Source organism: Lactobacillus sp. MRS-253-APC-2B, from assembly GCF_012843675.1.
In the GTDB taxonomy this organism is placed as follows: domain Bacteria; phylum Bacillota; class Bacilli; order Lactobacillales; family Lactobacillaceae; genus Limosilactobacillus; species Limosilactobacillus pulli.
Map to the genome: position 1 here is coordinate 1 of NZ_JABAFO010000002.1, position 24,408 is coordinate 24,408.

Annotated in this window: 21 protein-coding genes and 7 tRNA genes; 22 read left to right on the forward strand and 6 right to left on the reverse strand. The window is 46.3% G+C overall.

All coding sequences use genetic code 11. The annotated features are described in order from the left end of the window. The 7 genes from HF864_RS01600 to HF864_RS01630 all read left to right on the forward strand — a co-directional run bounded on the left by HF864_RS01600 (position 1) and on the right by HF864_RS01630 (position 585). A tRNA-Pro gene (locus HF864_RS01600) sits at positions 1 to 73 on the forward strand. An 11-nt stretch (positions 74 to 84) separates the two neighbouring features. After that, a tRNA-Met gene (locus HF864_RS01605) sits at positions 85 to 158 on the forward strand. Positions 159 to 163: 5 nt separating this feature from the next. Continuing rightward, positions 164 to 237: transfer RNA gene (locus HF864_RS01610), tRNA-Ile, on the forward strand. Between the two features lie 29 nt (positions 238 to 266). After that, a tRNA-Glu gene (locus HF864_RS01615) sits at positions 267 to 338 on the forward strand. Between the two features lie 15 nt (positions 339 to 353). Then, positions 354 to 427 (forward strand) — tRNA-Met (locus HF864_RS01620). 4 nt (positions 428 to 431) lie between these two features. Continuing rightward, a tRNA-Asp gene (locus HF864_RS01625) sits at positions 432 to 507 on the forward strand. Between the two features lie 5 nt (positions 508 to 512). Next, a tRNA-Phe gene (locus HF864_RS01630) sits at positions 513 to 585 on the forward strand. A 300-nt stretch (positions 586 to 885) separates the two neighbouring features. Here the strand turns inward: HF864_RS01630 and mscL are convergent. Then, positions 886 to 1,272: a large-conductance mechanosensitive channel protein MscL gene (mscL, locus tag HF864_RS01635; RefSeq protein WP_169461389.1), complete on the reverse strand. Its 387-nt coding sequence runs from the start codon at positions 1,270 to 1,272 to the stop codon at positions 886 to 888. A gap of 204 nt (positions 1,273 to 1,476) precedes the next feature. On the opposite strand from mscL, the gene HF864_RS01640 reads away from it, so the two are divergent. Continuing rightward, complete coding sequence (locus HF864_RS01640) at positions 1,477 to 2,817, forward strand: glutamate--cysteine ligase (RefSeq protein WP_169461390.1); 1,341 nt, start codon at positions 1,477 to 1,479, stop codon at positions 2,815 to 2,817. A gap of 57 nt (positions 2,818 to 2,874) precedes the next feature. Here the strand turns inward: HF864_RS01640 and HF864_RS01645 are convergent, their stop codons facing one another. Beyond that, positions 2,875 to 3,630, reverse strand: a complete 756-nt coding sequence (locus tag HF864_RS01645; protein ID WP_169461391.1) for a gamma-glutamyl-gamma-aminobutyrate hydrolase family protein — start codon at positions 3,628 to 3,630, stop codon at positions 2,875 to 2,877. 515 nt (positions 3,631 to 4,145) lie between these two features. Between HF864_RS01645 and HF864_RS01650 the strand changes: the two genes are divergently transcribed. From HF864_RS01650 to HF864_RS01675, 6 genes are all read left to right on the forward strand, one after another. Next, positions 4,146 to 5,096, forward strand: a complete 951-nt coding sequence (locus HF864_RS01650) for an aspartate carbamoyltransferase catalytic subunit (RefSeq protein WP_056968529.1) — start codon at positions 4,146 to 4,148, stop codon at positions 5,094 to 5,096. A 1-nt stretch (position 5,097) separates the two neighbouring features. After that, complete coding sequence (locus HF864_RS01655; protein ID WP_169461392.1) at positions 5,098 to 6,378, forward strand: dihydroorotase; 1,281 nt, start codon at positions 5,098 to 5,100, stop codon at positions 6,376 to 6,378. A gap of 465 nt (positions 6,379 to 6,843) precedes the next feature. Further along, positions 6,844 to 7,653, forward strand: coding sequence for a hypothetical protein (locus HF864_RS01660; RefSeq protein WP_169461393.1), 810 nt, complete (start codon positions 6,844 to 6,846; stop codon positions 7,651 to 7,653). Positions 7,654 to 7,814: 161 nt separating this feature from the next. Next, positions 7,815 to 8,084 carry an ACT domain-containing protein gene (locus HF864_RS01665; protein WP_169461394.1) on the forward strand — a complete coding sequence of 90 codons (270 nt, stop codon included), beginning with the start codon at positions 7,815 to 7,817 and terminating at the stop codon, positions 8,082 to 8,084. 10 nt (positions 8,085 to 8,094) lie between these two features. Beyond that, positions 8,095 to 9,438 carry a PFL family protein gene (locus HF864_RS01670; RefSeq protein WP_169461395.1) on the forward strand — a complete coding sequence of 448 codons (1,344 nt, stop codon included), beginning with the start codon at positions 8,095 to 8,097 and terminating at the stop codon, positions 9,436 to 9,438. Positions 9,439 to 9,581: 143 nt separating this feature from the next. Beyond that, on the forward strand, positions 9,582 to 11,168 hold the full coding sequence (locus tag HF864_RS01675) for a PucR family transcriptional regulator ligand-binding domain-containing protein (RefSeq protein ID WP_169461396.1): 1,587 nt from the start codon (positions 9,582 to 9,584) through the stop codon (positions 11,166 to 11,168). 273 nt (positions 11,169 to 11,441) lie between these two features. Here the strand turns inward: HF864_RS01675 and HF864_RS01680 are convergent, their stop codons facing one another. Together HF864_RS01680 and HF864_RS01685 are read right to left on the reverse strand one after the other, a co-directional pair. Next, entirely contained in the window at positions 11,442 to 12,665 is a 1,224-nt protein-coding gene (locus HF864_RS01680) for an MFS transporter (RefSeq protein WP_169461397.1), read from the reverse strand. Positions 12,666 to 12,695: 30 nt separating this feature from the next. Beyond that, positions 12,696 to 14,060 carry a DHA2 family efflux MFS transporter permease subunit gene (locus HF864_RS01685; protein WP_169461398.1) on the reverse strand — a complete coding sequence of 455 codons (1,365 nt, stop codon included), beginning with the start codon at positions 14,058 to 14,060 and terminating at the stop codon, positions 12,696 to 12,698. A gap of 188 nt (positions 14,061 to 14,248) precedes the next feature. Between HF864_RS01685 and HF864_RS01690 the strand changes: the two genes are divergently transcribed. From HF864_RS01690 to HF864_RS09405, 7 genes are all read left to right on the forward strand, one after another. Further along, positions 14,249 to 15,106 (forward strand): metallophosphoesterase family protein, encoded by an 858-nt coding sequence (locus HF864_RS01690; RefSeq protein ID WP_169461399.1) that lies wholly within the window; start codon positions 14,249 to 14,251, stop codon positions 15,104 to 15,106. A gap of 188 nt (positions 15,107 to 15,294) precedes the next feature. Continuing rightward, complete coding sequence (gene rpsN, locus HF864_RS01695) at positions 15,295 to 15,564, forward strand: 30S ribosomal protein S14 (protein ID WP_006499939.1); 270 nt, start codon at positions 15,295 to 15,297, stop codon at positions 15,562 to 15,564. Between the two features lie 124 nt (positions 15,565 to 15,688). Then, positions 15,689 to 17,002: a PTS transporter subunit EIIC gene (locus HF864_RS01700; RefSeq protein WP_169461400.1), complete on the forward strand. Its 1,314-nt coding sequence runs from the start codon at positions 15,689 to 15,691 to the stop codon at positions 17,000 to 17,002. Then, positions 16,996 to 17,904, forward strand: a complete 909-nt coding sequence (locus tag HF864_RS01705; RefSeq protein WP_169461401.1) for an alpha/beta hydrolase — start codon at positions 16,996 to 16,998, stop codon at positions 17,902 to 17,904. Before HF864_RS01700 ends, HF864_RS01705 begins: the two co-directional genes overlap by 7 nt. 96 nt (positions 17,905 to 18,000) lie before the next feature. Then, positions 18,001 to 18,507, forward strand: coding sequence for a hypothetical protein (locus tag HF864_RS01710; protein ID WP_169461402.1), 507 nt, complete (start codon positions 18,001 to 18,003; stop codon positions 18,505 to 18,507). A 79-nt stretch (positions 18,508 to 18,586) separates the two neighbouring features. Beyond that, positions 18,587 to 19,510, forward strand: coding sequence for a UDP-N-acetylglucosamine 2-epimerase (non-hydrolyzing) (gene wecB, locus HF864_RS01715; RefSeq protein WP_346774603.1), 924 nt, complete (start codon positions 18,587 to 18,589; stop codon positions 19,508 to 19,510). Positions 19,511 to 19,525: 15 nt separating this feature from the next. Continuing rightward, the gene (locus tag HF864_RS09405) at positions 19,526 to 20,047 is read left to right on the forward strand and encodes a hypothetical protein (protein WP_205882253.1); all 522 of its coding nucleotides are present in this window, start codon (positions 19,526 to 19,528) and stop codon (positions 20,045 to 20,047) included. Between the two features lie 70 nt (positions 20,048 to 20,117). On the opposite strand, the gene HF864_RS01725 is transcribed toward HF864_RS09405, so the two are convergent. Together HF864_RS01725 and HF864_RS01730 are read right to left on the reverse strand one after the other, a co-directional pair. Continuing rightward, positions 20,118 to 20,798: a DUF554 domain-containing protein gene (locus tag HF864_RS01725; RefSeq protein ID WP_169461403.1), complete on the reverse strand. Its 681-nt coding sequence runs from the start codon at positions 20,796 to 20,798 to the stop codon at positions 20,118 to 20,120. Between the two features lie 220 nt (positions 20,799 to 21,018). Then, on the reverse strand, positions 21,019 to 22,431 hold the full coding sequence (locus tag HF864_RS01730; RefSeq protein ID WP_169461404.1) for a C69 family dipeptidase: 1,413 nt from the start codon (positions 22,429 to 22,431) through the stop codon (positions 21,019 to 21,021). A gap of 94 nt (positions 22,432 to 22,525) precedes the next feature. Here HF864_RS01730 and HF864_RS01735 point away from each other — a divergent pair, with 94 nt between their 5' ends. Then, on the forward strand, positions 22,526 to 24,355 hold the full coding sequence (locus HF864_RS01735; RefSeq protein WP_169461405.1) for a cation:proton antiporter: 1,830 nt from the start codon (positions 22,526 to 22,528) through the stop codon (positions 24,353 to 24,355). Positions 24,356 to 24,408: the final 53 nt, after the last annotated feature.

Consider the following 24,408-nt stretch of genomic DNA (forward strand, 5'->3'; position numbering starts at 1 on the left):
GGGAAATAGCTCAGCTTGGTAGAGCACCTGGTTTGGGACCAGGGGGTCGCAGGTTCGAATCCTGTTTTCCCGATTTAAGATTATCGCGGTGTAGCTCAGCTGGCTAGAGCGTCCGGTTCATACCCGGGAGGTCGAGGGTTCGATCCCCCCTGCCGCGATAAATGGGTCTATAGCTCAGTTGGTTAGAGCGCACGCCTGATAAGCGTGAGGTCGGTGGTTCGAGTCCACTTAGACCCATAACTTGCAAAAGTTTCTTTTATGATAATGACCCATTAGTCAAGCGGTTAAGACACCAGCCTTTCACGCTGGTATCGTGGGTTCGAATCCCGCATGGGTCACTTTATTTTAATTATCGCGGGGTAGAGCAGCCTGGTAGCTCGTCGGGCTCATAACCCGGAGGTCGTTGGTTCAAATCCAGCCCCCGCAATTTTGGTCCGTTGGTCTAGTTTTGGTTAGGACGCATCCCTGTCACGGATGAGATCACGAGTTCGAGTCTCGTACGGACCGTAAATGGCTCGGTAGCTCAGTTGGTAGAGCAACGGATTGAAGCTCCGTGTGTCGGCGGTTCGATTCCGTCCCGCGCCACTAGCCATTTTATTATCGTTCAGCCACGTTATGATAATGGGGCTGAACGATTTTTTGATTTAGGAAAAGTTGAATTGAACGACTCAAGCATAAACTACATAATCAGTAATCGAATTATTGGTATTCCGAAACTGCTTATGAGATTGTCAAATGCGAATAGGATGTTGAAAGATTTATACCCCCAAATCGCTATTAAGTATTTTTGGGAAATCATCAGCAGCTTTGGCGACATATTAATTAAGAAAAAACACGCTGCCCTAGCCATATCGAGGTTAGGACAGCGTGTTTTTAGCTGGTGGATTATTTTTGCTGGTCTTTTAAAAGTTCAACGATTTCGGCTAGGTATTTTTCCTCAGCACTTGGCTCAGGAGCAGTGGGTTCTTCTTTATGGCGAAGCATTAACTTATTCACCAACTTCACGATTAAGAAAACTACAAAAGCAATAATCAAGAAATTAATAACTGCATTTAAAAAAGCCCCATAACGGAAATGTGCTTCCCCAAAACTAAAGACAAGGTTGGAAAGATCGATCTTGCCTAAAAAGATTCCGATTAAAGGGTTAATCAGATTTTTAACCAGGGAATTCACGATGGCAGTAAAAGCTGAACCAATGATTACCCCGATGGCCATATCCATAACATTACCGCGTGAAATGAAATCTTTAAATTCTTGCAACGTTTTTTTCATTTAATCATCTCCTGTTCTTTCAGAGCAACATTAAAATTATAGGATAAATTGACAGGCGGAACAAACATTAATTTAAGCAAGTTCTTTTTGATTAAAGTTATTATGGCTGTTAAACTTAATTAAGTGACCAATTATCGCTTGTAAAAATAAGAAGATCGATTGTATAATATTAGAAATTTTTAATTTAAGAGAGGAATTCTAATTATGTTCAGTCAAATTGGTGAACTCATTTTTAATAATGAGGCCGTTGCTAAGACTTCTGATTTTACAATGGGATTGGAAGTTGAGATGCAGCGAGTGGATGAAACCGGCAATGTCAGTCAAGAACCATACCCGGCCGCGATTGGCGATGAAAAGACCAACCCTTGGCTGACCAATGATTATTTGGAAACGATGCCTGAAATGGTAACGCCGGCTGCCAGCCACTCTTTGGATGCAATGCACTACCTTTATAAAATTAATAATGCCTTGCGTGCGGCACTGGCTCCTGGAGAACTGCTCTGGCCGCTGTCAATGCCGCCTAAACTGCCAGCTGATAAGTCGCAGCTGCGTTTGGCAAAGATGGGTCCCAAAAAAGAGGCGTATTTGAAAGAGTGGACCAAGCGTCATAGCTATTCAGAAGGGACGCCGTGTGGAGTACACATTAATCTAAGCATTGATCAGCATATTATTGATTTGGTTAAGGACGGTTTTCCTGATAAATTTAAAGATGAAAAGGCAGTTCGCAACTATCTGTATGCGGTGTTAGCCCAAGGATTCGTTCGCTATCGCTGGTTTATTACTTACCTGTTTGGTGCCAGCCCGATTGCCGAGGCCAATTATTTTGAAAAAGGGCAGGGATTTGATCATCCGGTTCGCAGTATTCGCCAAAGTTCATATGGCTTTGGTACCAAGTTCAAGGGTGACTATACCGATGTACAAAGCTATGTTGACCGGATTGAAGATGGGGTTAAGCAGGGAATTTTGACCTCTGATTATGAATTTCATGGCAGTGTGCGGTTTAAGGGCAATCAAAATCTAAAAGAACTGCCTAAAACCGGCGTTGAGTACATTGAATTGCGGATGCTTGATCTGGACCCAAGCAGCTCAGTAGGCGTTAGAACGGACACGCTACGCTTTATTCGCCTGCTAGCCAGCTACTTTATCATGCATCCAGCCCTGCAGCCAGAAGAGGTCAATCGGGTTTTGGACAACGCTGATGAGATGAACGACGTGGTGGCTAAAGAACTGCCGACTGAGCCATGTCATTATCAAAACAAGGCCCTGGCGATGATCAAGAGCTTGGAGCGCTATGCCAACCAGATTCAGCTGGGACCGGAGTTTTCTGAGATCTTAGAGGACTTGGAGGATCGCATCATCAATCCAAAGACCACGCCAAGTGCCAAACTGATGAATTATGTTGAAAATGGCTCTTTGGAAAACTATGCATTACGCCGAGCGCGTCGTTATCAAGAAGCAGCCATGGAGTCTTTGCATCCATTCCAGGGCTTTGCCGGTGATCATATTCCTGATGCCGATGAACTGAAGCGTCAGTTGGATAAATAAGCAAATAATAAAACAGCACTGCCTAAATTTTGGTAGTGCTGTTTTTAAATTAGCTGACTATTTTTGATTGTTGAGATGATGACGTTGCGCTGCAACCTTGGCAGAACGATGGATAAAGTCACCAAAGATAGCCTGGGACTCGCGGTAGTGCTTGTACATGTTTTCGGGATGCCACTGTACGGCCAGAATCTGATCGCTGTCCTTTGATTCCAGGGCCTCGATGACTTGATCCTGGGCACGGGCGGCTACTTCAAGCGAAGGTGCAATCCGATCAATGGCTTGATGGTGCCGTGAGTTGATGTAGGGATGCTTGCCGATCAGTTTATAGAGATGGCTGTCCATATCAACGTCAATATGGTGTGAAGGTAAGTTGCCCGGTGCGTCTTGGCTGTGCTTTAAATGCGCATCCGGGTTTTCGGAAAGGTCTTGATATACTGTTCCGCCCAAACCAATGTTGATCAGCTGCATACCACGGCAGATACCCAAAATGGCCTTGCCGGATTGAACCGCACCTTTGAGCAGGGCGATCTCAAACAAATCACGCTTGCGGTAAGTCATTCCCAGATTCATGTGTGGTTCCTGACCATAAAAGGTTGGATCAACATCGGCGCCACCGGCAAATACGACGCCATCAAAGATATCCAGATATTCAGGTGCTAAATCGGGCTGAACGCTTGGAAAAATTACTGGAACGCCGCCTGATTTAACGACCGCCTCAATAATCGGCCGTGGCGCAAATGGAGCATTGCGCTCATTGATTACGTTGGTAGCTTCTGTTAAGGTTGCGGCTGGAATCGCAATTTTTGGTTTCATCGAAAAAATCCCCCATTTGCAAAAATCTTATTAGAAAAAATTTATCATATTTGATTGGCGAAAGTACAGTTTTATGCTGAGAAATATTAAAAAAAGATGATAAAGTGATTAATGAGCTGCTGATTGACAATTAATGGCAATCGGCAATTTTTTAAAAAAACAGTACAAACACTGCTATTAAGGCATTTATAAACATAAAAACAGCTTAAAAAATGATTTTTCATAACGATTTACCCAAAAAATACAATTGACAAAGCAGGAAACAGCGAGTATCTTTATTTGCGATGAATGAATGTCCTTTAAGTTTAGTCCAGAGAGGCTAGCAAGGAAACGAATTAAATTGCGGCATGGTGAATGCTGTTTTCGTTGAACGCTGCCCTCAAATGGAGGGTGGCGTTTTTTTAAGGGCAAATTCACAAAGGAGGATTCTTAATCCGCCATTTAAAGGACGACAGTGAGCGTCCAAACGGTTACTCGTGAATTTAAGGAAGGATTTTGTCAAAATGTTAGAACCTATGAACCTTGTCCGCTTAGAAAACTTTGTCAGTGTTGAGAATCTGTCAGCCGATGAAGTCAACGCTTTGATTGCTCGTGCCGAATACTTTAAGCGTGGTGGTGCCGTACCACAACTAAACAAGCCAGTCTATGTTGTTAACGGCTTCTTTGAAAACTCCACGCGTACGCACACCAGCTTTGCCGTAGCAGAACGCAAGCTGGGATTGACGGAGATCCCATTTGATCCTACACACTCTTCAGTTAAAAAGGGTGAGACGCTGTATGACACGATGCTGACAATGACGGCACTGGGCATTGATTTGGCCGTAATTCGTCACAGCGAAAATAATTACTACGAACCTTTGATCAACACCAAAGAAGGCGAACAGACCAACATCGGCATCGTCAACGCCGGGGATGGTTCCGGTCAGCACCCATCACAATGTCTGCTGGACGTTATGACGATTCATGAACAGTTTGGTACGTTCAAGGGCTTGAAGATCGCCATCATTGGTGACATCAGCCACTCTCGCGTTGCCCGTAGCAATGCACAGCTGCTTAACAAGCTGGGAGCCGAGGTCTACTTCTCTGGTCCAGAATACTGGTTCAACGAAGACTTTACGCAATATGGTCAATACAAGCCGGTTGATGAGCTGGTTGGCGAAATGGATGCCATCATGCTGCTGCGGGTTCAGCATGAACGTCTCTCCAACGATGATGCTCACGAAAAAGACTTCAGCAAGGAAGCCTACCACGAAAAGTACGGTATGAACCAAGATCGCTACAACAAGATGAAAGATAATGCCATCATTATGCACCCAGGTCCAATCAACCGAGACGTTGAACTGGCCAGTGAACTGGTTGAGGCGCCTAAGTCGGTCTTCTTCCGTCAGATGCAAAACGGGGTCTTCATGCGGATGGCAATGATTGAAGCAGTATTGCGCGGTCGCAAGTTGGGTGGTTTAGAATAAGATGACGACAAAACTGATTAAAGGCGGTACGGCTTTTGTAAACGGCCAATTGGTTAAAACGGATGTCCGGATTGCTGATGACAAGATTCAAGCAATTGGCAACGATCTGCCGGCAGCTGATGAAACGATTGACGCAACAAACAAATTAGTAGCACCAGGACTGGTCGACGTTCACGTACATTTCAGAGAACCGGGTCAAACCTATAAGGAAACGATTGAAGCCGGCAGCAAGGCAGCGGCTCATGGCGGTTTTACCACGGTCGGTGCCATGCCAAACGTTGATCCGGTACCTGACACGCCAGAACGCATGCAGGCACAGACTTCTTTGAATCAAAAAGAAGGCGTCGTTCACATTTTCCAATATGGTGCAATTACGCATGGCCGCACCAGTGAGGAACTGGTAGATTTTCATGCTCTCAAGCAAGCCGGTGCCTATGCCTTTAGCAACGATGGCAGCGGTGTACAGACGGCAGGCACGATGTATCAAGCTATGGAAGGGATTGCCAAAGAAGATATGATCTTGGCAGCCCACGTGGAAGACGATTCATTACTATTTGGCGGGATTATGACTGCCGGCAAGCGGGCCGAAGAATTGGGCTTGCCTGGTGCACCAAGCGTTTCTGAATCAGCTCAGGTCGCGCGGGATTTGGTTTTGGCCAACGCAACCGGGGTTCACTACCATATCTGCCATATCTCAACTAAAGAAAGCATCGCAATGGTGCGCTTCGCCAAGTCTCAAGGCGTCAACGTAACCTGCGAGGCCTCGCCGCATCATTTGCTGTTGGCTGACCAAGATATTCCAGCCAACAACTCATATTACAAGATGAATCCGCCACTGCGTCATGAAGACGACCGGCAGGCATTGATTGAGGGGCTGCTGGATGGTACGGTTGACATGATCGCCACTGACCATGCGCCACACTCCAAAGATGAAAAGCCTAAAGATGACATGCGCGGTGCAGCCAACGGTATTACCGGCAGTGAGACGGCATTTCCAATGATGTACACCAAGTTTGTCAAAGGCGGCCTCTGCACGTTGGAACAATTGCTGAACTGGATGAGTACCAAGCCGGCTGATATTTTTGGTCTTAAAGAAGCCGGTCATCTGGAACCGGGTAAGCCAGCTGATATTGCGATCTTTGACCTGGATACGCAACGGACGCTTAATGAGGCTGACTACCTTTCCAAGGGCGTCAACAACCCATTTACCGGCCAAAAGGTCTATGGCACGGCGGACCTGACGCTGGTTGATGGTGAGGTTGTATATCAGCGTAAGAACTAATATTTAATTATGCCTAGCCGGAAATCCCGTGACTTTAGTCATGGGATGGATAGGCCTGCTATGATAGAATACTTGTAGATAGCAATTGACTTAGTAACTGCCTCGCTGAGAACCAAAGTGAGTATTACAGCATTATAAGACTGACTATCTAACAACTATTGATATATCATTGCCTATGGCAACCTGGGAATGTAAAAGGCATTGGTAATTAGATGATCACTGCTCAAGCAACTGTGGCTGTTTGAGTAAATCGTCCGTATCTATGCAAATTGTGGTTCAGGCACTCAATATCGGGGTGTCTGCTCACAAGCCATCGACTTTAGCCGATGGTGGTTGACTTTTCAAATTTAAGTCAGATCGATTATTACGGTCTGACTTTTTTATTTATCAAACATTTGTTCGCGAAATTCAGACGTGTTAAAATAAGGTACCACGAAGAATTAGGAAAAGAAAATGGTGAGCGCATTGAAAACAATAACGTGGCAAGACATCATTCGCACCTTAAACAGCGATGTCTGCTTGTATGAGCTGGGACAAAAATGGGGAAACGAATTTTTAACGGCAGATCAGCGCGCGGCAATGATTCGCCAGCATCAAACCGAACTGTTGGATCTGCAAAAAGAGCTGGCGGAGTTGACTGAATTGCCATTGCCATCCAGTGCGACACTGATCGGTATTTTTATGGCCAGATGCGTAATTGCTGGGCTAACCGAGCAAAATCCAGAGCCTGGCGATGAGCTTCTTTTGGTCAGCTATCAAGACCAAGCTTCTCAGTTTGGCACGCACTGGGAAGTTGAAATCTATGATCCGACTGCTGAAGAAAAAACGCTGGGCGTATCCGAGCTGTCATATGCTGAGATTTTGGGAATGAAGGTTGCCATTGATGAGGATGCCGACTTTTTAAGTGGGCTGGCGGCACTTTTTAGTGAGATTACCCAAACCGGCTTATACGACTGGGAGCGCAATGCGGTGATCTATCAGCGAACCGCTGCCCAGCAGGCCATGGAATCGGCAATGTATGAATTTATGGAACAGACGCAGCAGATTGCGCATTTTTTGGATCAGTACGTTACAGCACATCCCGATGATTCACAGCTGCCCGACGAGATTGCCTTGTTTTGGCCGCTGACGACCGGGATCATGGCACCCTTGGATGCAGACGACCCTGACAGTCCGATGATCTCAACAATGAAACAGGATTCACAGCTTTTGGCTCGCTTCAAACTGCGGTTTGGTCGTGAGTTTCGTGAGTTTATCAAAAATCATCAAATCTAATGTGAAGTTCGTATTTTATCCGCTTTATTGGTCATGTCGATCCAATTACTTAAAAAATAGCTAAAATAAGCAGTTGATATTAATTGTTTTATTAAAATAGTTCGTTAAGTGTGTTAAGATGATTATAATCAATTTCTAAGCATTTATTTAGGAGGAAGACCATGCGCGCAATTTTAACTACGATTGGTAAGGACAAAACCGGGATTATTGCCGGTGTCAGCAGCTATCTGGCAGAAAGTGGCATTAATATTGTTGACGTTTCGCAAACGATTATGGATGGCTACTTTACGATGATGATGATGGTTGACGTTGACGATGCCACTGCCGATTTTGAAAAGCTGACTCAAGAGTTGGATGCATTGGGTACCAAGCTGGGAGTCGATATCAACATTCGCAATCAAGAAATGTACGACGCCATGCACCAGCTATAGGAGGATTGCCTTGGAAACCGAAAAGATTATGGAAACGATTCGCATGGTCTCAGAAGAAAAGCTGGACCTGCGAACGATTACGATGGGGATTTCTCTGCTTGACTGTATCGATAGCGATAGTGATCGGGCCTGCCAAAAAATCTACGATAAGATTACAACCAAGGCCAAGGATCTGGTACGCGTTGGTGAAGAGATTGAAACCGAGTTTGGGATTCCGGTTGCCAATAAGCGGATCACGGTTACGCCAATTTCATTGATTGCGGCGGCTTCTCATGATCATGACTACGTTAAGTATGCACTGGCACTGGATAAAGCAGCCAAGACGGTCGGTGTTGACTTTATTGGGGGCTATTCGGCACTGGTGCAAAAAGGCTACCAAAATGGCGACAAGACTCTGATTCAATCACTGCCGGAAGCCTTAACGCAGACTGATCTGGTATGTGCCTCAGTCAACGTTGGTTCAACGCGGACGGGGATCAATATGGATGCCGTCAAGGAAATGGGCGAAGTCGTCAAAAAAGCATCTGAGCTGGACTACATGAACAATGCCAAAATGGTAATCTTCTGCAACGCGGTTGAGGACAATCCATTTATGGCTGGGGGCTTTCATGGTGTCGGCGAGTCTGATGTGGTTATCAACTGTGGCGTCTCGGGTCCTGGTGTCGTTAAGGCAGCGCTGGAAAAAGTCAAGGGCGAGTCAATGGACGTTGTAGCCGAAACCATCAAAAAGACAGCCTTTAAGGTTACGCGGATGGGCCAGCTGGTCGGTACCACGGCAGCCAAGCGTTTGGGTGCCAAGTTTGGAATTGTTGACCTTTCGTTGGCTCCAACAGCGGCAATTGGCGACTCCATTGCCGAGATTCTTGAAGAAATCGGGCTGTCAAGTGTTGGTGCGCATGGTACTACGGCGGCACTTGCCATGCTTAACGATGCGGTTAAAAAAGGTGGTATCATGGCCTGCAGTCACGTTGGTGGGCTTTCTGGTGCCTTTATTCCGGTTTCGGAGGATGCTGGGATGATCAAGGCCGTTAATGCCGGCTATTTGAACGTTTCCAAGCTGGAAGCCATGACGGCAGTCTGCTCGGTTGGGCTGGACATGATTGCCGTACCTGGTGACATTGAGGCCTCAACCATCAGTGGTATGATTGCCGATGAGGCGGCGATTGGGATGATCAACGCCAAGACAACGGCAGTACGGGTGATTCCGGTTCCTGGTAAAAAAGTTGGTGACACGGTTGAGTTTGGTGGCTTGCTTGGCTATGCACCAATTATGGATGTCAGCCATGCCTCTTCGGCAGCCATGATCAGTCGCGGTGGTACGATTCCGGCACCAGTTCATAGTTTTAAGAATTAATGATACGATATAGATCGTGTTTGCCTGTTTAAATTGACAAATCACGGTCTTTTTTTTATTATTAAATGAGAAATTGCGGTTTTATTTAGAGTATGTTATCATTATTCTAATATTTTTTTAATCTTGAATTGGAAGTGGGAAATATGAGTGTCCGGGTTCGCGACCTATTGAAACTGCCAACCATGTCGCGATCGCATGTCGTCGCAGGTGAAGCAGGGCTGGATCGAGTGGTTTCAACAGTATCGGTAATCGACTTTACAGCGACGTCGGTTGCCCAACGAGAACTCTATCAGCCGGAAAATTCGGCTAATGAGCAGCTGCTTTTGACCTCGATCGATCATAACTATGATGTAGTGACTGATTGTCGTCAGATCGAACAGCTGGCTAAAAACGGCTGTGTTGGCGTGGTTGTCTACTATGTCGGTGACAAGGTACCTACACTGCCGCCTAAGATCAAGGAAACAGCTGATCAGCTGAATTTCTTGATAATTTTTGCTCAGGAAACACAAAAGAATCTGTCTTACAGTGCCGTGATCTCGGAGATTATGTTTGCGATTTTTCAAGATCGCATGCGTCATCCCAGTTTTGCGCCAACAATCATCGGCCGAGTTTCGGCAATGCCCGAATATCGGCGCAGCGTTGGTGAGGTTTTAAAGCTGCTGGCCGCAGAAATTGATGCATCACTAGCAATTATTGATAATCAAGGCGGGATTCTGTATCGTGAGACCTGGCCTAAAGGCACAGCCGTTAATTGGGAAAACCTCTTAAACGTAATCGAACAGATCAATATTAATGGTGAGCTGCCGGTGACGACGACTGATGGTATGAAGATCACGCACTGGCAGTTACCAAACAGTCCATACACGGTGCTGATCATCAGCCGACAAACGGTAACCAACCTGACCTGTGAGCGCGTTGCCGAAACCTTACAGACGGCTTTGAATCTTTGGGGCAATCAAAGCCAAGATGATGAAAATTTGATTCGGGCAATTATTCAAGGTCAGGTCGTACGAGCAGCTCAATTGGGGCGTCAGTACCGCTTCGATCTGAAAGACACGCAGGCAGCGCTGGTGGTCAGCTGTCCAAACAATGTCAACAAGTCCAAGCTGAAAAAATGGGTCGATCAGTTAACGTTACGGATTGCTGGCCACATGATTAGTGACTGGTACAATGATCAATTGATCGTTTTGCTGGAAAAATCGCCATCCTATCAAGAATGGCAGAGCTGGGAGAGTGGATTTAAAAAAGACGATCAGCAATTGGCTGCTCAATGCGTCGTTGTTTCGGCAACGATGGTGGATGGCTTTGGCGGTATTCAAAGACTGTATCAATTGGTCAGTCAATACATGTCGGCAGCGCAGACGATCCTGCCGCACCGGTCGTTTTTCAATCAAGCTGACCTTGAGTTTGCCAGGGGATGTCAAAGAGAACTGCAGGAAGAAGGCACCGAGGTTATTCGTTGGCAAAAGCGGCTGGATGCCATGCAGCATAACCTGGTCGAGACCTTGCTGACCTTTTTGCTCGATACACCGCAAAATATCGAGCAGGCCGGTAACTTGCTCTATGTTCACCGGAATACGATCAAGTATCGTCTCAACAAGATCAGTAACCGATTTGGCTTTGTTCCCGGCGTAATGCCAGAATCATTTGAACTCTATCAAGCATTGGGGGTTCACCGGCTGTTGCGCGGCAATGAAGACGCCGATGAATTAAACGAATCAAACAAGTAAAATGGAAAATTTTGGTTGTGGTGCCTAATGATAAGCGGTGGTTTTATCCGTATAATGTTATGTATAGATTAGAAATCTATCAGCGAAGGATTTCTAATCAGTTGTCAGCGTCGGCAAGCGCTGGCACACTTCAAATTTTCCTAATTCCGAGAGTGGCCAGAGAAGACCTTGATATAAAGGCTTTCTGGCTACTCTTTTATTTTAATTAATAGAAAAAGTCAACCGAAATCAAAAAATCGCATCGGAGGAGCAGCCCGATGCGATTTTCAGTTTTTAGTTAATTTTGCGATGCTGTGTCAGATAGACTAATAAGAAATCCAAAAGCAGTGTGCAGCCGGTAATGGCAAAGACGGCCGAATAACTGAAAAGCCCAGAGATCGTGGAGCCAAGCAAGGCCCCCAGCACTGACCCAGCAGCTTGGAAGGATTGATTATAGCTAAAGACGCGACCAAAAGCCTCTGTTGGTACTTCTAGCGTTAGAATTGTCTGCGCCGCCGGCATTAGAGCTGCATTGGCAAAACCAAGCAAAAAGCGCCAAAATGCCAGCATCCATGGTGAATTGGTCAAAGTCATCGGAATAAACAATAAAGCAGCAGCGATCAGACCAGTCATCAAGACTATCTTAGGCCCAATGCGATCCATGGTATGACCAACCTTAGAAGCCGCTACCAGATTGCCCAGACCAGGCGTGGCGGCGACGATCCCTGCAACAAATGCAATGTTGCCAGAATCATGCATCATTTCCCTAACGTAAAGTGAGACGATAGGGTTGATTGACATGACTGATGATTGTACCAGCATGGTAGTTATGAACATGACCACAATTAATTGGACGTTGTCGATCTGGCCCAGCAATTCCCGCATCGGTTTCATGTTTTCCTTTTTGATTGGGGTAAACTTTTCTTTGACCAGCAGCGAGGTGGCGATAAAAACGCCCAGCATCAATCCGCCAGTAATAAAAAATGGGACGCGATATCCCCAGGCACCTGACAGAGTACCACCCAACAGCGGTCCGATCAGATTACCGGTTACGCCGGCGGTTGTCATCGCTGACATGACCCAGCCGGATTTGCTGTGTGGCGTCTCGCCAGCCATCAGTGCAATCGAATTGTTAATGTAGCCAGAAAAGGCACCTTGTAAAAAACGCAGACCAATAATCATCCAGACGTTGACCGAAAGCCCCGTCAAAAAAATCGTACAGGCCATTACGCCAGATGCTCGCATGCACATTAATTTACGGCCCTTGCGATCAGCCAGACTGCCCCAGTATGGTGAGACAATTGCCTGGGAAATAAAGGTTGCCGCAAAAGCCAAGCCAGAATAGATATTAAGCTGAAAGCGCGAAAAATGGCCCAGTTCATCAATAAAAAGCGAGATAAACGGCATGGTCATCGAATATCCCATTCCGGTAATAAAACAGCCAAACCACAGCGTATAAAAAGTCTGATGCCATTTGCTGGGCAGCTCGTGATGAGTACCGATATCTGAGTCTTGCAAAAAATCACCCCCAATTAGATTTAAGACGGATTATCCTTGTTGGCGCTTTTTCCAACCCAGATAACGATAAAAGATTACCAGCATCAAAATAGCCAGGCCAACGGTTACCCACATAGCAGCTCGTACTCCGGTTGTCAAAGAAGCCGGCAGTCCTGAGATAACGACCAAAAGCGTAACCGAAGCAGCCCCGCAAGCTTGCCGCAATGTGTTGTTAAGTGCGGTTCCGTGACTGTTTTCATTAGGAGCCAATTGTGAAAAGGCTTCAGAAAGAGCCGGGTTAAACAAAAAGGCGTTACCGATCAAACGGGTCATATAGGCAACCGTCAGTACCCAGATTGGCATGTGAGCATTGACGTTGACCAGCGGAATCGAAGCCAAAAGCGTCAGGATACCACCAGTCGTAATCAGCCATTTTGGTCCATATTGATCGTACAGCCGACCGGCAATTGGTGCCACCAGCGCATTGCAAAGCGCGCCTGGCAGCAGAATCAATCCGGACTTAAAGCTGCCAACATGCATAACATTTTGTGTAAAGATTGGCAACAGCTGCTCGGTTCCCAGCAAAATCATGAACGCACAGCAGCTGACAGCCGTCATCATCCGAAATGATGGGTAACGAACGATTTGAACCTTTAGCATCGGATCGGCCATGTGCAGCTGGCGCTTGACAAAGTACCACATAATGATCAAACCAACAATCAGCATGGCCAAACCAGCCAGCAGATTGATCTCAAAGACCGTCAGACTGCCCAGAATCAGTGATGAGCCGATTAAAGAGATCAAAACCGATACCAGATCGATCTTGATTGGTCGTGGCTTGGAAAAATTAGGCATCTTAAAGAAGGCACCTATCCAGACCAAAAGCATCAAAGGCAGTACAAAGATGAAAATGTAGCGCCATGAGAAGTATTCCAAAATCAACCCGGACAATGAAGGCCCCAAAGCCGGTCCAGAAGCGATAACCAGGCCTGACATGCCCAAGACGGAGCCGCGTTTTTCGGGGGGATAGATGGTGATCATCGTCGTCATCTGAAACGTCATCAAGATCCCACCGGCACAAGCCTGAACCAACCGTGCCAACAGCAGCAACCAAAAGTTATTGGCAAAACAGCCAAGCAGCGTTCCGATAATGAAAGTACCAACCGTTGACAAGAAGACGCCTCGGTTGGTGAAGCGTTCATAAATATTGGATGACAGTGGCGTAATAACCCCGATCAAAAGCGTATAGCCGGTTGTGAGCCATTGAACGGCATTTAATGAAACGTGCAGATCATTTTTGATAACCGGCAGCGCGGTAACCATCATTGTTTGGCTGGCCAGACTAATGAAGCTGGCGACCAGAAGAATGATCGTAACGCTGCGACGAGTGCGCGCATCGACAGTGCTTGCGGACATAAAAGACTTCCTTTCCTAAAAATAAAGCATTATAAAGTAGACAAAGAATATAAATTCATACTTATCTAGTCTAGCATTGTAAGCGCCCTACAAAACAAGCCCAGAAAGTCGGTTTTTCAATTTTTATTGGGCAGCAGCCGGTGAGTTTTGATATGATTGATTTTGTGAATAAATAACGAGGTGACATCATGAGCAACCGAATCGCGGTCTTTTCCGACGTGCACGGCAATTTGCACGCCTTGCAGGCAATGTATGCTGACAGCCTGCGTCATAATGTTGATGAATATTGGTTCATTGGTGATCTATTGATGCCTGGTCCAGGCGTAATGGAGATCTGGCGCTTGATCAAACAGATGCAGCCAACCGTGATGGTGCGTGGCAACTGGGATGATCTGACGGTTAAGGGCGTGAGAGGACAAATGGATCTGGAAAAACCATCACGCATCTATTTTGCCCGGTTGGCACAATACGTTGGCGAGCACGTATCTGCTGGTGTAATTGACGAAATTGCCAGCTGGCCACTGCACGTTCAAAAGCAGGCGGGCAAGCTGATGTTTGGCATCTCGCATAATCTGCCAACTCTCAATATGGGGCAGGCGTTGTTTCCAACCAATCCCGTTGAACATTTTGATAAGCTGTTTGACGGCTTTAACAATCAAGACGTTGCCATTTATGCTCACGTGCACCACAGCTTGATGCGCTATGCCAGTGACGAACGCTTGATCCTAAATCCTGGATCGGTTGGTGAGCCGTTTAATGGCTGGTGGCCGCTGCAGCATGACACGCGTGCCCATTATTTGATTTTGGAAGTTGACGATGATGGGATTGCTGAGCTGGACTATCGGCATGTGGCTTATGATCGCGAATCCGAATATGAGTTGGCCGTTGAAGCTGACATTCCTTATCTGGAACTTTATAAGCGGACTTTAGAAACTGGCCGTGTTAATACGCATGACCAGGAATTGCTGGATCAGATCAATCATAAATGGGACTATCTGGCTGAATATCAAGCCTATGCCGATCGCGTTAACAAGCAGCGCTTCTAATAGATACCGATAGCTTGGGGTAACAATGCTTGAATCAAAAATACGATTGATCTGAATTTAATTACAAAAAGTAAGGCGAAAAATTTGCGTTTAATAATTCAGCTTGGCATAATAGCAAACGAATGACTATGCAAATGTAAAAATCTTATTTTCTAAAACAAAATTTATGATCAATTGGAGGGAAGAAAATGGCAAAGAAATCCAAGATTGCCAAGCTTAAGCATCAAGAAGCGCTGGTTGAAAAGTATGCAGCCAAGCGTGCCGAACTGAAGGCAGCTGGCGACTATATCGGTTTGTCAAAGCTGCCACGCAACTCAGCACCGGTTCGTCTGCATCATCGTGATCGTCTGGATGGTCGGCCCCATGCCTACATGCGTAAGTTTGGCTTGTCACGACTGAATTTCCGTGAACTGGCTCATAAAGGTCAGCTGCCAGGTGTCAAAAAAGCCAGCTGGTAGCCAAAATTAAAGATCCATGGTTTGAGATCACTCGACCATGGATCTTTTTTGGTTAGAACATGTTTTAAAACAACGGTAGCAGTATACTAAACTCAGATAATCCTTAAGAAGTGAAGTGAAGCAAATGCCAAATAGATTAATCAAATGGGTGGTCCGATTTAATCAGCGCTCATTTATCAAAATTACGCGGCAGACGTTGATGCTGTTGTTTCCAATTGCGTATGTTGGGGTACTGGCAGTTATGCTGAAAAAAGCATTTTTTGCAACGGACAGTTTTTTTTATAACATTGCCAATCTAGGTGACCTGATGCCGGACTGGCTTTGGAATGGTGTGACCGCTTTTACATATGGACTGGTTAAGGTGACGTTTGGAATGTTTGGCGTTATGGCAGCCTATGCCGCGGCCCGCTATACTGCCAAGCTTTATCATTGTGATGCACCGATGGCCGGGATGACTGGGTTTGTAACCATGCTGTTGGTGGCTTTTCGCTATGTTCGTGCCACTAATGATAGCATAATCTCGTTTGACTGGAATCTCTTGAGTGTCCGCAGTGTTTTATTTGCCTTGATTGTCGGCTATGGCGTGGGTCAGGTTTATCGCTGGCTGGGTAAGAGCGGTGAACCAGGCGAACAGACGATTGAAACGCTTGAAAAAATGCAGCAGCGGGTCTTGAATGCGCTGAAGCCATTGTTTTTCTGTCTGACGATTGGTGCCATCGTGGGAGCCTTGTTTAATTGGATGACGCTAAGTACCTGGCTGAACCTGGTCTATACCTGGCTGGAAAACTTTGGTCAGGGCAACCAGTCACTGTGGGTAGCGATTCCATTGATCATCGTCTCGCTTTTGCTGAGCTGGTTTGGTATCGGCGGACCAAGCATTAATACGGCAGCGCAGGGACTTACCGGAGCTGCTGCAGCTAATCTAAACTATGCATTGCAGCACGGTTCGGGTTGGAACGTTCCTTATAAGTATCTGGCATCCACGCTCTACAGTTCATTTGCCAACTTTGGCGGTGATGGCGTAATGCTGGCGCTGGTAATTGCCTTGATCATCGTTGGTCATCAGCCCGAGGTGCAGCGATTGGCCCGTTGGAATCTAGTGCCGGTTTTGTTTAACAGCAGCTATGGCTTGATGATTGGTCTGCCGGTAATCTTGAATCCAATCTTTTTGCTGCCATATCTATTGCTGCCAATTGCCAACCTGTTGCTGGGAGCTTTGGCAATCTTACTGCATTTAATTCCGGCAACGCCATATCCATTGCCAATGGGGACACCAGGTCCATTAGCGGCGTTTATCGGTTCCAATGGTGATTGGGAGATTCTGCTGTTTTCATTGGTTCTCTTAGTCTTTGACGTCTGGGTATATATTCCGTTCGTACGTTTGGCCTTGGGTGTAGAATTAAAAACTCAGCGAGAAAAGGCGGTGGCATCATGCTGATTATCAATGATAAGGAGCGCCGCCGCAGCGTACGCTTATTGGCAGTCGTCACAATCCTGCTGATCATGCTGGCGTTTCCGGCTTATTTTTGGATGAAAGATACCAACCACTACCTGGCACAGCGCAGCAAGGCTCGGATGTCGCCCATTATTATGATTCCTGGCAGCTCAGCGACCAAGAATCGTTTTGATCAGATGGTCACGCTGCTCAATAAAGACACCAGTCATAAGCATAGCCTGTTGAAAATGGAGGTCTATAACGATGGTAAGATCACCTATACGGGTAAGATCAGCCAAGGTGACAATGAACCAATCATCGTGGTTGGTTTTCAAAACAATCATGATGGCTATGACAACATCAAAAAGCAGGCCAAGATGTTTGATGCGGCCTTTAGCGAACTGATTGATCAATATAAGTTCAATAACTTTAAAGCATTTGGCCATTCCAACGGCGGCCTGATTTGGACACTGTGGCTGGAAAAATACTATTCACAGTATTCCGACTACGTAAAGATCAAACGCTTGATGACGGTGGGATCGCCATTTAACCTTAATGAAAGCTCAACTAAGAATCCAACGCAGATGTATACTTATTTTTTGAAGCATAAAAACAAGCTGCCATCAAGTCTGGATGTCTACTCGGTTTCGGGTGCCGATACCTATACTGAAGATGGGATCGTAAAACTGGGCAGTGTGCGGGCTGGTCGCTATATTTATCAAAAGCAGGTTAAGCACTATACTGAAATGACGGTGACCGGCAGTAAGGCTCAGCACTCGTCTTTACCACAAAATCGCCAGATCATTCGCCTGATTGAGGAATATCTTTTGGATAGTGATCAGCAAAACGCAATCAATCCGAAAGCTAAAAAGACCAGTCACGACTCGTCATTACAAAATCAGTAAAATAATATTTGCAAATTTGCTTTGCCAAAGGTTATCGTAGATATACGTGCAGACGGCTTGCATTAAGTCGGGCACTTTTTAAACAGGGGGATAAAAATGCAAAGGCAAAAGCATTTTGTCGAAATCGTAACGTTGCTGCTGGTGGTTTTGGTAATGTCATTTTGGGGGTATTGCCACTATCGCTTTTTGCAGTTTCATCCATTGGTCAACCGCGTCTATCGATATCAAACGGCGGCGGATCAAGAAAAACTGACCAGCACACCGGATGACTATCGGTACGTCGTTTTTGGCACTGGTCGTTATCGTGGCGAGTACATCAGAGTCGATAATCGAAAACAGCTGCTCAAGATATTGAACCATCGTAATGCCTATCAAGCAGCCTTTGAGCAAAATGGATCCCATTATGTGGTTCGCCACCATCGCTTACAGATGGATCTAGAAGACATGCCATCAGGAGAAAGCTATGTTCGCAGTGCCGATCGAACATGGACCGTCCAGTCGGATCAGTCCGCGATTGCGCAGACAACCAGCAGCTCATTGCAATTGACTTCATTGCATGCAAAAAGCAGACGATCAGTACTCTGCCGTGACACTAAGAATTAAGAAACACTTATTATACTAAACGAAATATTTAATTAAGCATCTGGATTTTCCAGGTGCTTTTTTTATTTTCTGTTTAAAGATTCGTGGTTTAAGGACTTATTTAAGCAAAATTACGGTTAGCGCCTTGTCGCAAATGGAGCAGCTGTTCCAAAAGATCAAGCCGGATGCCGTTTTGGTTCATGGTGATACGACCACGACATTGGCTGCCAGCTTGGCGGCTTTTTATCAACAGATTCCGGTTGGCCACGTTGAGGCAGGGCTGCGAACCTGGGAAAAATATGATCCTTTTCCTGAAGAGATCAATCGTCAGCTGACTGATACCATTGCACAGTGGTATTTTGCACCAACCGAACGGAGCCGGCAAAATCTGCTGAAAGAGCATCATAATGACCAGCAGATATACATAACGGGCACTACCGCCATTGACGTGCTGGCTCACACCATCAAAGATCAATGGCAAATGCCGATTCTTGATCAGATTCAGCCGGATGCTAAGTTGATTCTTTTAACGATGCATCGTCGTGAGAATCAAGGAGCCCCGATGCAGGAAGCTTTTGATGCCATCAATGATTTTGTTTTAAGCCACCCTGAAGTTGAAGTTGTTTTTCCGGTTCATTTAAGTCCCAATGTTCAAAAGGCAGCTCATCAAGCGTTTGATGATAATAATCGCGTTCATCTGATTGCACCTTTGAACGTTATCGACTTTCACAATTTAGCGGCTCGCAGCTGGCTGATCATGACGGATTCCGGCGGCATTCAAGAAGAAGCACCTTCTCTGGGGAAGCCGGTCTTGGTTTTGCGTGATACTACTGAACGTCCAGAAGGCGTTGCAGCCGGTACGCTCAAATTGGTCGGTACGGATGCCAAAGAGATTTCAAAATGGCTTAATGCATTTTTGAATGATCCGGCACGCTATGATCAGATGGCCAAAGCTCAAAATCCTTATGGTGACGGCCATGCTGCCGAGCGAATCGTGAACGTTTTGCGTCAGGAACTGAATTAAGAAAGGAAGAAAGTAATGAAGATCTCAAAGCTTTGCAAATATGCAGTTGTTCCAGCCGCCATTTTAATTTTATCGCAAACCGGTATCGGTAAGGCGGTTGCCGACACGCTGACACCGGCTGCGGTCAGCTCAACGGCTTCAGTTGGCCAGACCGCACAAAAAGGGACGACCGCATCAACTGCTAAGACGGCAACTAAGGCTCAAGGCGGCTCGGTTTCAGGCGATGGCTGGACGATTATTCCCGGCAAGCCTGGCGTTCCTGGCAAACCTGGGATTCCTGGCATTCCAGGAGACGGTACGCGGGCAGCGACGGTGGCTACGGCAGCCACTGCTGCTACTGCACCAACCGCGCCAACGGCTCCTACTGCACCAACGGCATCAACCGCGCTAACCTGTACCAATGTGGTTGTAATTGTTGTCGTTCGAGTTCACTACTTTAGCTGCTACAACTACCGCTACAGCTGCTACCCAGTATTTTCAATGTACCGGGCAACTCGCGTTCACTACGCACATTGTGGCTGGTTCTCATTCTGCTAAACAACTATCAAAAATAACAAATAACGCTGTGTCAAGCTCGATGAAAGCTTAATACAGCGTTATTTATGTTTTACAAAATATTTTTAAATAAAAAGAACAACAAGGGGCCTAATAAGGACGGCAACATATCCAAGGTTTTAAACTCTTTGATCTTTAAGAGTGAAAAACCAGATGCCGCAATCAAAAAGCCGCCGACGATCGATTCTTCCACAACAAAAGCATTCGAAAAGAAACTGGCAGATAAAAATTTAGCGATCAAATAGATACCACCGAACCAAATCAATATAATTGGCGTTTCCAAAAGCATGCCCCAGCCAAAGCCGGTCCCAAAAATAATACCGCACACTAGCGTCAGCATGGCGTTGGTATAAAGCATGGTCTGATTGCCATTGGTTGCGGCAACGACAGGCCCCAGGATTCCCAAAGCACCAATGCAGTCCAAAAAACTTGCCGTGGCCACGCCTTCACCAAGCTTGGAGGTAAAGCGCGTGCTGAGCCAGTGGTTAGAGCGGTCATCTAATTGCCAGTATGTCCCTAAAGGAATGCCTACTGCCAGACTGATGATGAACAAAACAGGATAATGACTCTTTGGCATATTGCTGATCACCGACTGCAGTCCCACGCCTAAAGCTGCAAAACCCAGGGCAATCCAGAGGGTCTCGATATACTTTTCTTGCAGAAACTGCTTGAAAAAACAGCCGATTGCCGTCCCAACGACTACTGCACCAACATTGGCCCAGATTCCGATCATGTTAAAAACCTCACTTTAAATTGTTGCGCCGAGCCAAACGGATTCAGCAAAGCACCTTTAAACATACTTAATTATTTTAGCCTATTTAGACTTGATAAAAAAGTAATTGCTATACCCGGGCGAATTGTCCCAGCTTGGTAATCTGGCCGTCATTCAAACATTAAAAAAGGTCAACCGGCGAGCAGATCGCGGTTGACCAATTGATTAAGTGAATTAGTGATTATAGATTTTCATCTGTGTTAAAATTCAAAGGACAGTAATCGGTCATCTTGGTGATCAATTCAAGACTTAATTGACGATAGGCATTCAAAACGTCGGTAGCAAAGTTTTCAGACTGCCGCGTCAAATAATTGGTCAATTTGGCACCTGCCAGACTGGCTGCTTTTTCGTCAGTTGCTTGAATCATCGCAATTGCCTTGGCATTGCAGTCTTTTTGCACGTCTCTGAGCATTGGTAGAAAATCATGCAGATGACTGTCAACCAAGACGCTGGCATGCTTAAAGATCCAGTATGCTGAATTGAGCTGAGCTGGCAGCTTGCCACGCTTATACGGAGCTGGCGTGTCATTGATGTTGCTAAAGAACGGCACAAACGTTGATTCATTGGCAACCCCCATGGCAATCCAGTGAATGCTGTTCTTAGAGGCCCGCGACGTCTGCAGAATGTGGGCTTCTTGAGTCTTGGCCAGACTGATTGGACGGTAGCGGTGCTTTTCTTCTTCAGAACCAGTACCGATTGGATCAAATGGCGTACCCTCATAATGTGAGCCAAGGTAGGCCTGAGCATCAAAGATTGAAAGCTGACGTTCGGGCTTCATCAAAAACGGCAGCTCGGTGTCTTCTGGCTGTTCGTTTTGAGCAGCTTTGGGACTGAACATTTGGTGCCCATACCAGACGCGCGGTTCGCTGTAGACGGCATCAGAGCGGTCAGCCGTACCAAAGATCTGACGGAAGTTGAAGGTGCCAGGGTGTGGATTCAGATGATTCTTTTCAACGAATTCCTGAATACCGGGATGGTACATAAAGTTGTCTGGGTCGTTAAAGTCGATTTCTTGAATTGCCAGTTGGTTGGCAACTACGGCATAGCAGTCATCGGGAATGCGCTGAGCAACCCAGTAGTGACCAGCCCCGGTTTCCAGATACCAAGCCTCGTCATCATCGGCAAACAAAATACCATTGGTTTCACCGGTGCCGTATTTGGCCACCAGTTGACCCAAACGCTGAACCCCTTCACGCGCAGTCTTGACGTATGGCAAAACAACGGTAACCATAGCTTCTTCGTTCAAACCTTCTTTAACGAGTGGATCGTATCCTAAAACCAGGTCGTTGGAATAGGCACTTTCAGTTGCACTCATCGCTACGCCGTATTCATTGATACCGGCTTCTTCAAACAGGCCATATTTATCGGTCCATTCTGGGGTAGCCGTATAGCGGGCGCTGATTTTGGGCAGTGTAAGCTCAAGCTTGGTGTCCTTGGAAATGAATTGTGATGGCATCTCGCCACGAGCATGGACGACCAGACGCTTTGGCCAGGCTGCCTTGGCATCTTCATTGCGGCCGATCATGATCGAACCATCGCGGCTGGCTTTTTTACCAATCAAGATACTGGTACATGCCGAGAGTTTTTGTGACATATTCAGGTCCCCTTATTTTGATTTTGTAACTTTATGTATTTATTTTAAACCAAGTAATCAATAAAATTAAACAAAAAGTGGAGGAAATTAAATAATGGAACAGCTTTCAATGTTTATTATTATGTTTTCAGCCTTGCTGATTCCAATATTGATGGCACGCTTTAAGGTTGCCAGCGTACCAACTGCAGTTGCCGAAATCATCGTTGGGATTATTTTGGGCAAGAGCGGCCTTAACCTAGTGGTGCAGACCCGTGACCTGACTTTTTTATCGAGTCTGGGTGTGATTGTCTTGATGTTTTTGTCCGGGATGGAAATTAATTTCAGTCTGTTCAAAAAACAACCGGGGGTTAAAAGAGATCATCAGTCACCGGTTAATTTGGCGATTGAATCGTTTGCCGGTATCATGCTGACGGCGTTTGTACTGGCAATGATCCTTAAGATGACAGGGATGTTCAGCGACGTTTTGCTGGCGACGATTATCTTTTCAACAGTGGCGCTAGGTGTAGTAATTGCAACGCTGAAAGAAAAAGAGATTCTCAGCCGCCCCATGGGACAGACAATTTTACTAACAGCGGTTTTGGGTGAGGTAATTCCGATGCTTTCGTTAACGGTCTATGCCTCGATCAATGGTGGCAATGCTGGGCGATTGTGGATGATCGTTTTGCTGTTTTTGGCAGCCATCGTACTCTTGAATCGGTTCAAGCAGCCCTTTATCTGGTTTAACAAAGTAACCAAAGCGACTACGCAGCTGGATATTCGTTTGGCCTTTTTCTTGATCTTTACGCTGGTAACGCTGGCCGAAACGGTGGGGGCCGAAAATATCCTGGGAGCCTTTTTAGCCGGGATGGTTATGAAGCTGCTGGAACCAAGCGAGACGACGCAAGATAAGCTGACGTCAATCGGCTATGGCTTCTTTATTCCGATCTTCTTTTTGATGACCGGTGTTAAATTGAATCTGCGTACGCTGCTGGTCAATCCGCATGCTCTGGCGCTGATTCCGGTACTGGTAATCTGCTTTGTCTTGGCAAAGTTGACCCCAATGTTGGTGTTCAGACAACGTTTTAATGGTCGTAATGCCTTTGCGGGCGGTTTTTTGCTGGTAACGACAATTACGCTGGTTTTACCAACGCTGCAAGTTGCCCGTAATCTGCATGCCATCACCAGTACCCAGTCAGATGCTTTTGTGCTGGCGGCTGTAATCGTCTGCATTATTGCGCCAATCGTTTTCAACTCGGTTTATCGACTGGCTCCAGAAGACAAAGTCAAGCAGCGCGTTGTCTTTTTGGGGACCAACGTTTTCAGTGTTCCAGTGGCTCAACAGCTGTCACGCAACTGGTATGAGGTGCGCATGGTAACTGACAGTAAAGATAACTACAAGACCTACGACAGTGAAGTCAAGAACCTGACCTATTTGCCGGAACTAAGTGAAGCAGCGCTGGAAAAAGAAAAGCTTTTTGACTGTGACATCATGGCGATTGACTATCTGGACGATGCCAAAAACTTCCGGCTGGCCAAACTGGCTAAGGCACACCATGTCAGCCGCGTGATTGCCGGTCAGAATCAGCGCAATCTGGATGAGGATCAGCGCAACAAACTGCAAAAACTGGGCGTTGAGATCTTTAACGTCTATAACGTCCAAACGAGCGTTTTAAGAGCGCTGATTGAATCGCCATCAATCATGACGATGCTTAACAGTACCGAAGCCGGCCTTTATGAAGTCGTGGTTCGCAATCGTCGCTATACCGGCCAGCAGCTGCAGGCACTGCCGTTTATTGACAAGATAACGGTCAGCCGGATTCGTCGTGGCAGTCAGTGGCTGATTCCAAGGGGGACGACGGTGATCGAACCTGGCGACCATTTGATTTTTACCGGTAAAGCCAGCGATGTTGCCAATATTCGGGCCGAACTGCGCAAACGCAACTAAGATAAAACCAAAACAGTGCCACGGCAGGCTGATGATTAAGCTTGCAATGGCAC

Coding starts and splice junctions, on each gene's coding strand:
- mscL (WP_169461389.1), bottom strand. CDS start 1,272: ATGAAAAAAACGTTGCAAGAATTTAAAGATTTCATTTCACGCGGTAAT.
- HF864_RS01640 (WP_169461390.1), top strand. CDS start 1,477: ATGTTCAGTCAAATTGGTGAACTCATTTTTAATAATGAGGCCGTTGCT.
- HF864_RS01645 (WP_169461391.1), bottom strand. CDS start 3,630: ATGAAACCAAAAATTGCGATTCCAGCCGCAACCTTAACAGAAGCTACC.
- HF864_RS01650 (WP_056968529.1), top strand. CDS start 4,146: ATGAACCTTGTCCGCTTAGAAAACTTTGTCAGTGTTGAGAATCTGTCA.
- HF864_RS01655 (WP_169461392.1), top strand. CDS start 5,098: ATGACGACAAAACTGATTAAAGGCGGTACGGCTTTTGTAAACGGCCAA.
- HF864_RS01665 (WP_169461394.1), top strand. CDS start 7,815: ATGCGCGCAATTTTAACTACGATTGGTAAGGACAAAACCGGGATTATT.
- HF864_RS01675 (WP_169461396.1), top strand. CDS start 9,582: ATGAGTGTCCGGGTTCGCGACCTATTGAAACTGCCAACCATGTCGCGA.
- HF864_RS01685 (WP_169461398.1), bottom strand. CDS start 14,060: ATGTCCGCAAGCACTGTCGATGCGCGCACTCGTCGCAGCGTTACGATC.
- HF864_RS01690 (WP_169461399.1), top strand. CDS start 14,249: ATGAGCAACCGAATCGCGGTCTTTTCCGACGTGCACGGCAATTTGCAC.
- rpsN (WP_006499939.1), top strand. CDS start 15,295: ATGGCAAAGAAATCCAAGATTGCCAAGCTTAAGCATCAAGAAGCGCTG.
- HF864_RS01700 (WP_169461400.1), top strand. CDS start 15,689: ATGCCAAATAGATTAATCAAATGGGTGGTCCGATTTAATCAGCGCTCA.
- HF864_RS01705 (WP_169461401.1), top strand. CDS start 16,996: ATGCTGATTATCAATGATAAGGAGCGCCGCCGCAGCGTACGCTTATTG.
- HF864_RS01710 (WP_169461402.1), top strand. CDS start 18,001: ATGCAAAGGCAAAAGCATTTTGTCGAAATCGTAACGTTGCTGCTGGTG.
- HF864_RS09405 (WP_205882253.1), top strand. CDS start 19,526: ATGAAGATCTCAAAGCTTTGCAAATATGCAGTTGTTCCAGCCGCCATT.
- HF864_RS01725 (WP_169461403.1), bottom strand. CDS start 20,798: ATGATCGGAATCTGGGCCAATGTTGGTGCAGTAGTCGTTGGGACGGCA.
- HF864_RS01730 (WP_169461404.1), bottom strand. CDS start 22,431: ATGTCACAAAAACTCTCGGCATGTACCAGTATCTTGATTGGTAAAAAA.
- HF864_RS01735 (WP_169461405.1), top strand. CDS start 22,526: ATGGAACAGCTTTCAATGTTTATTATTATGTTTTCAGCCTTGCTGATT.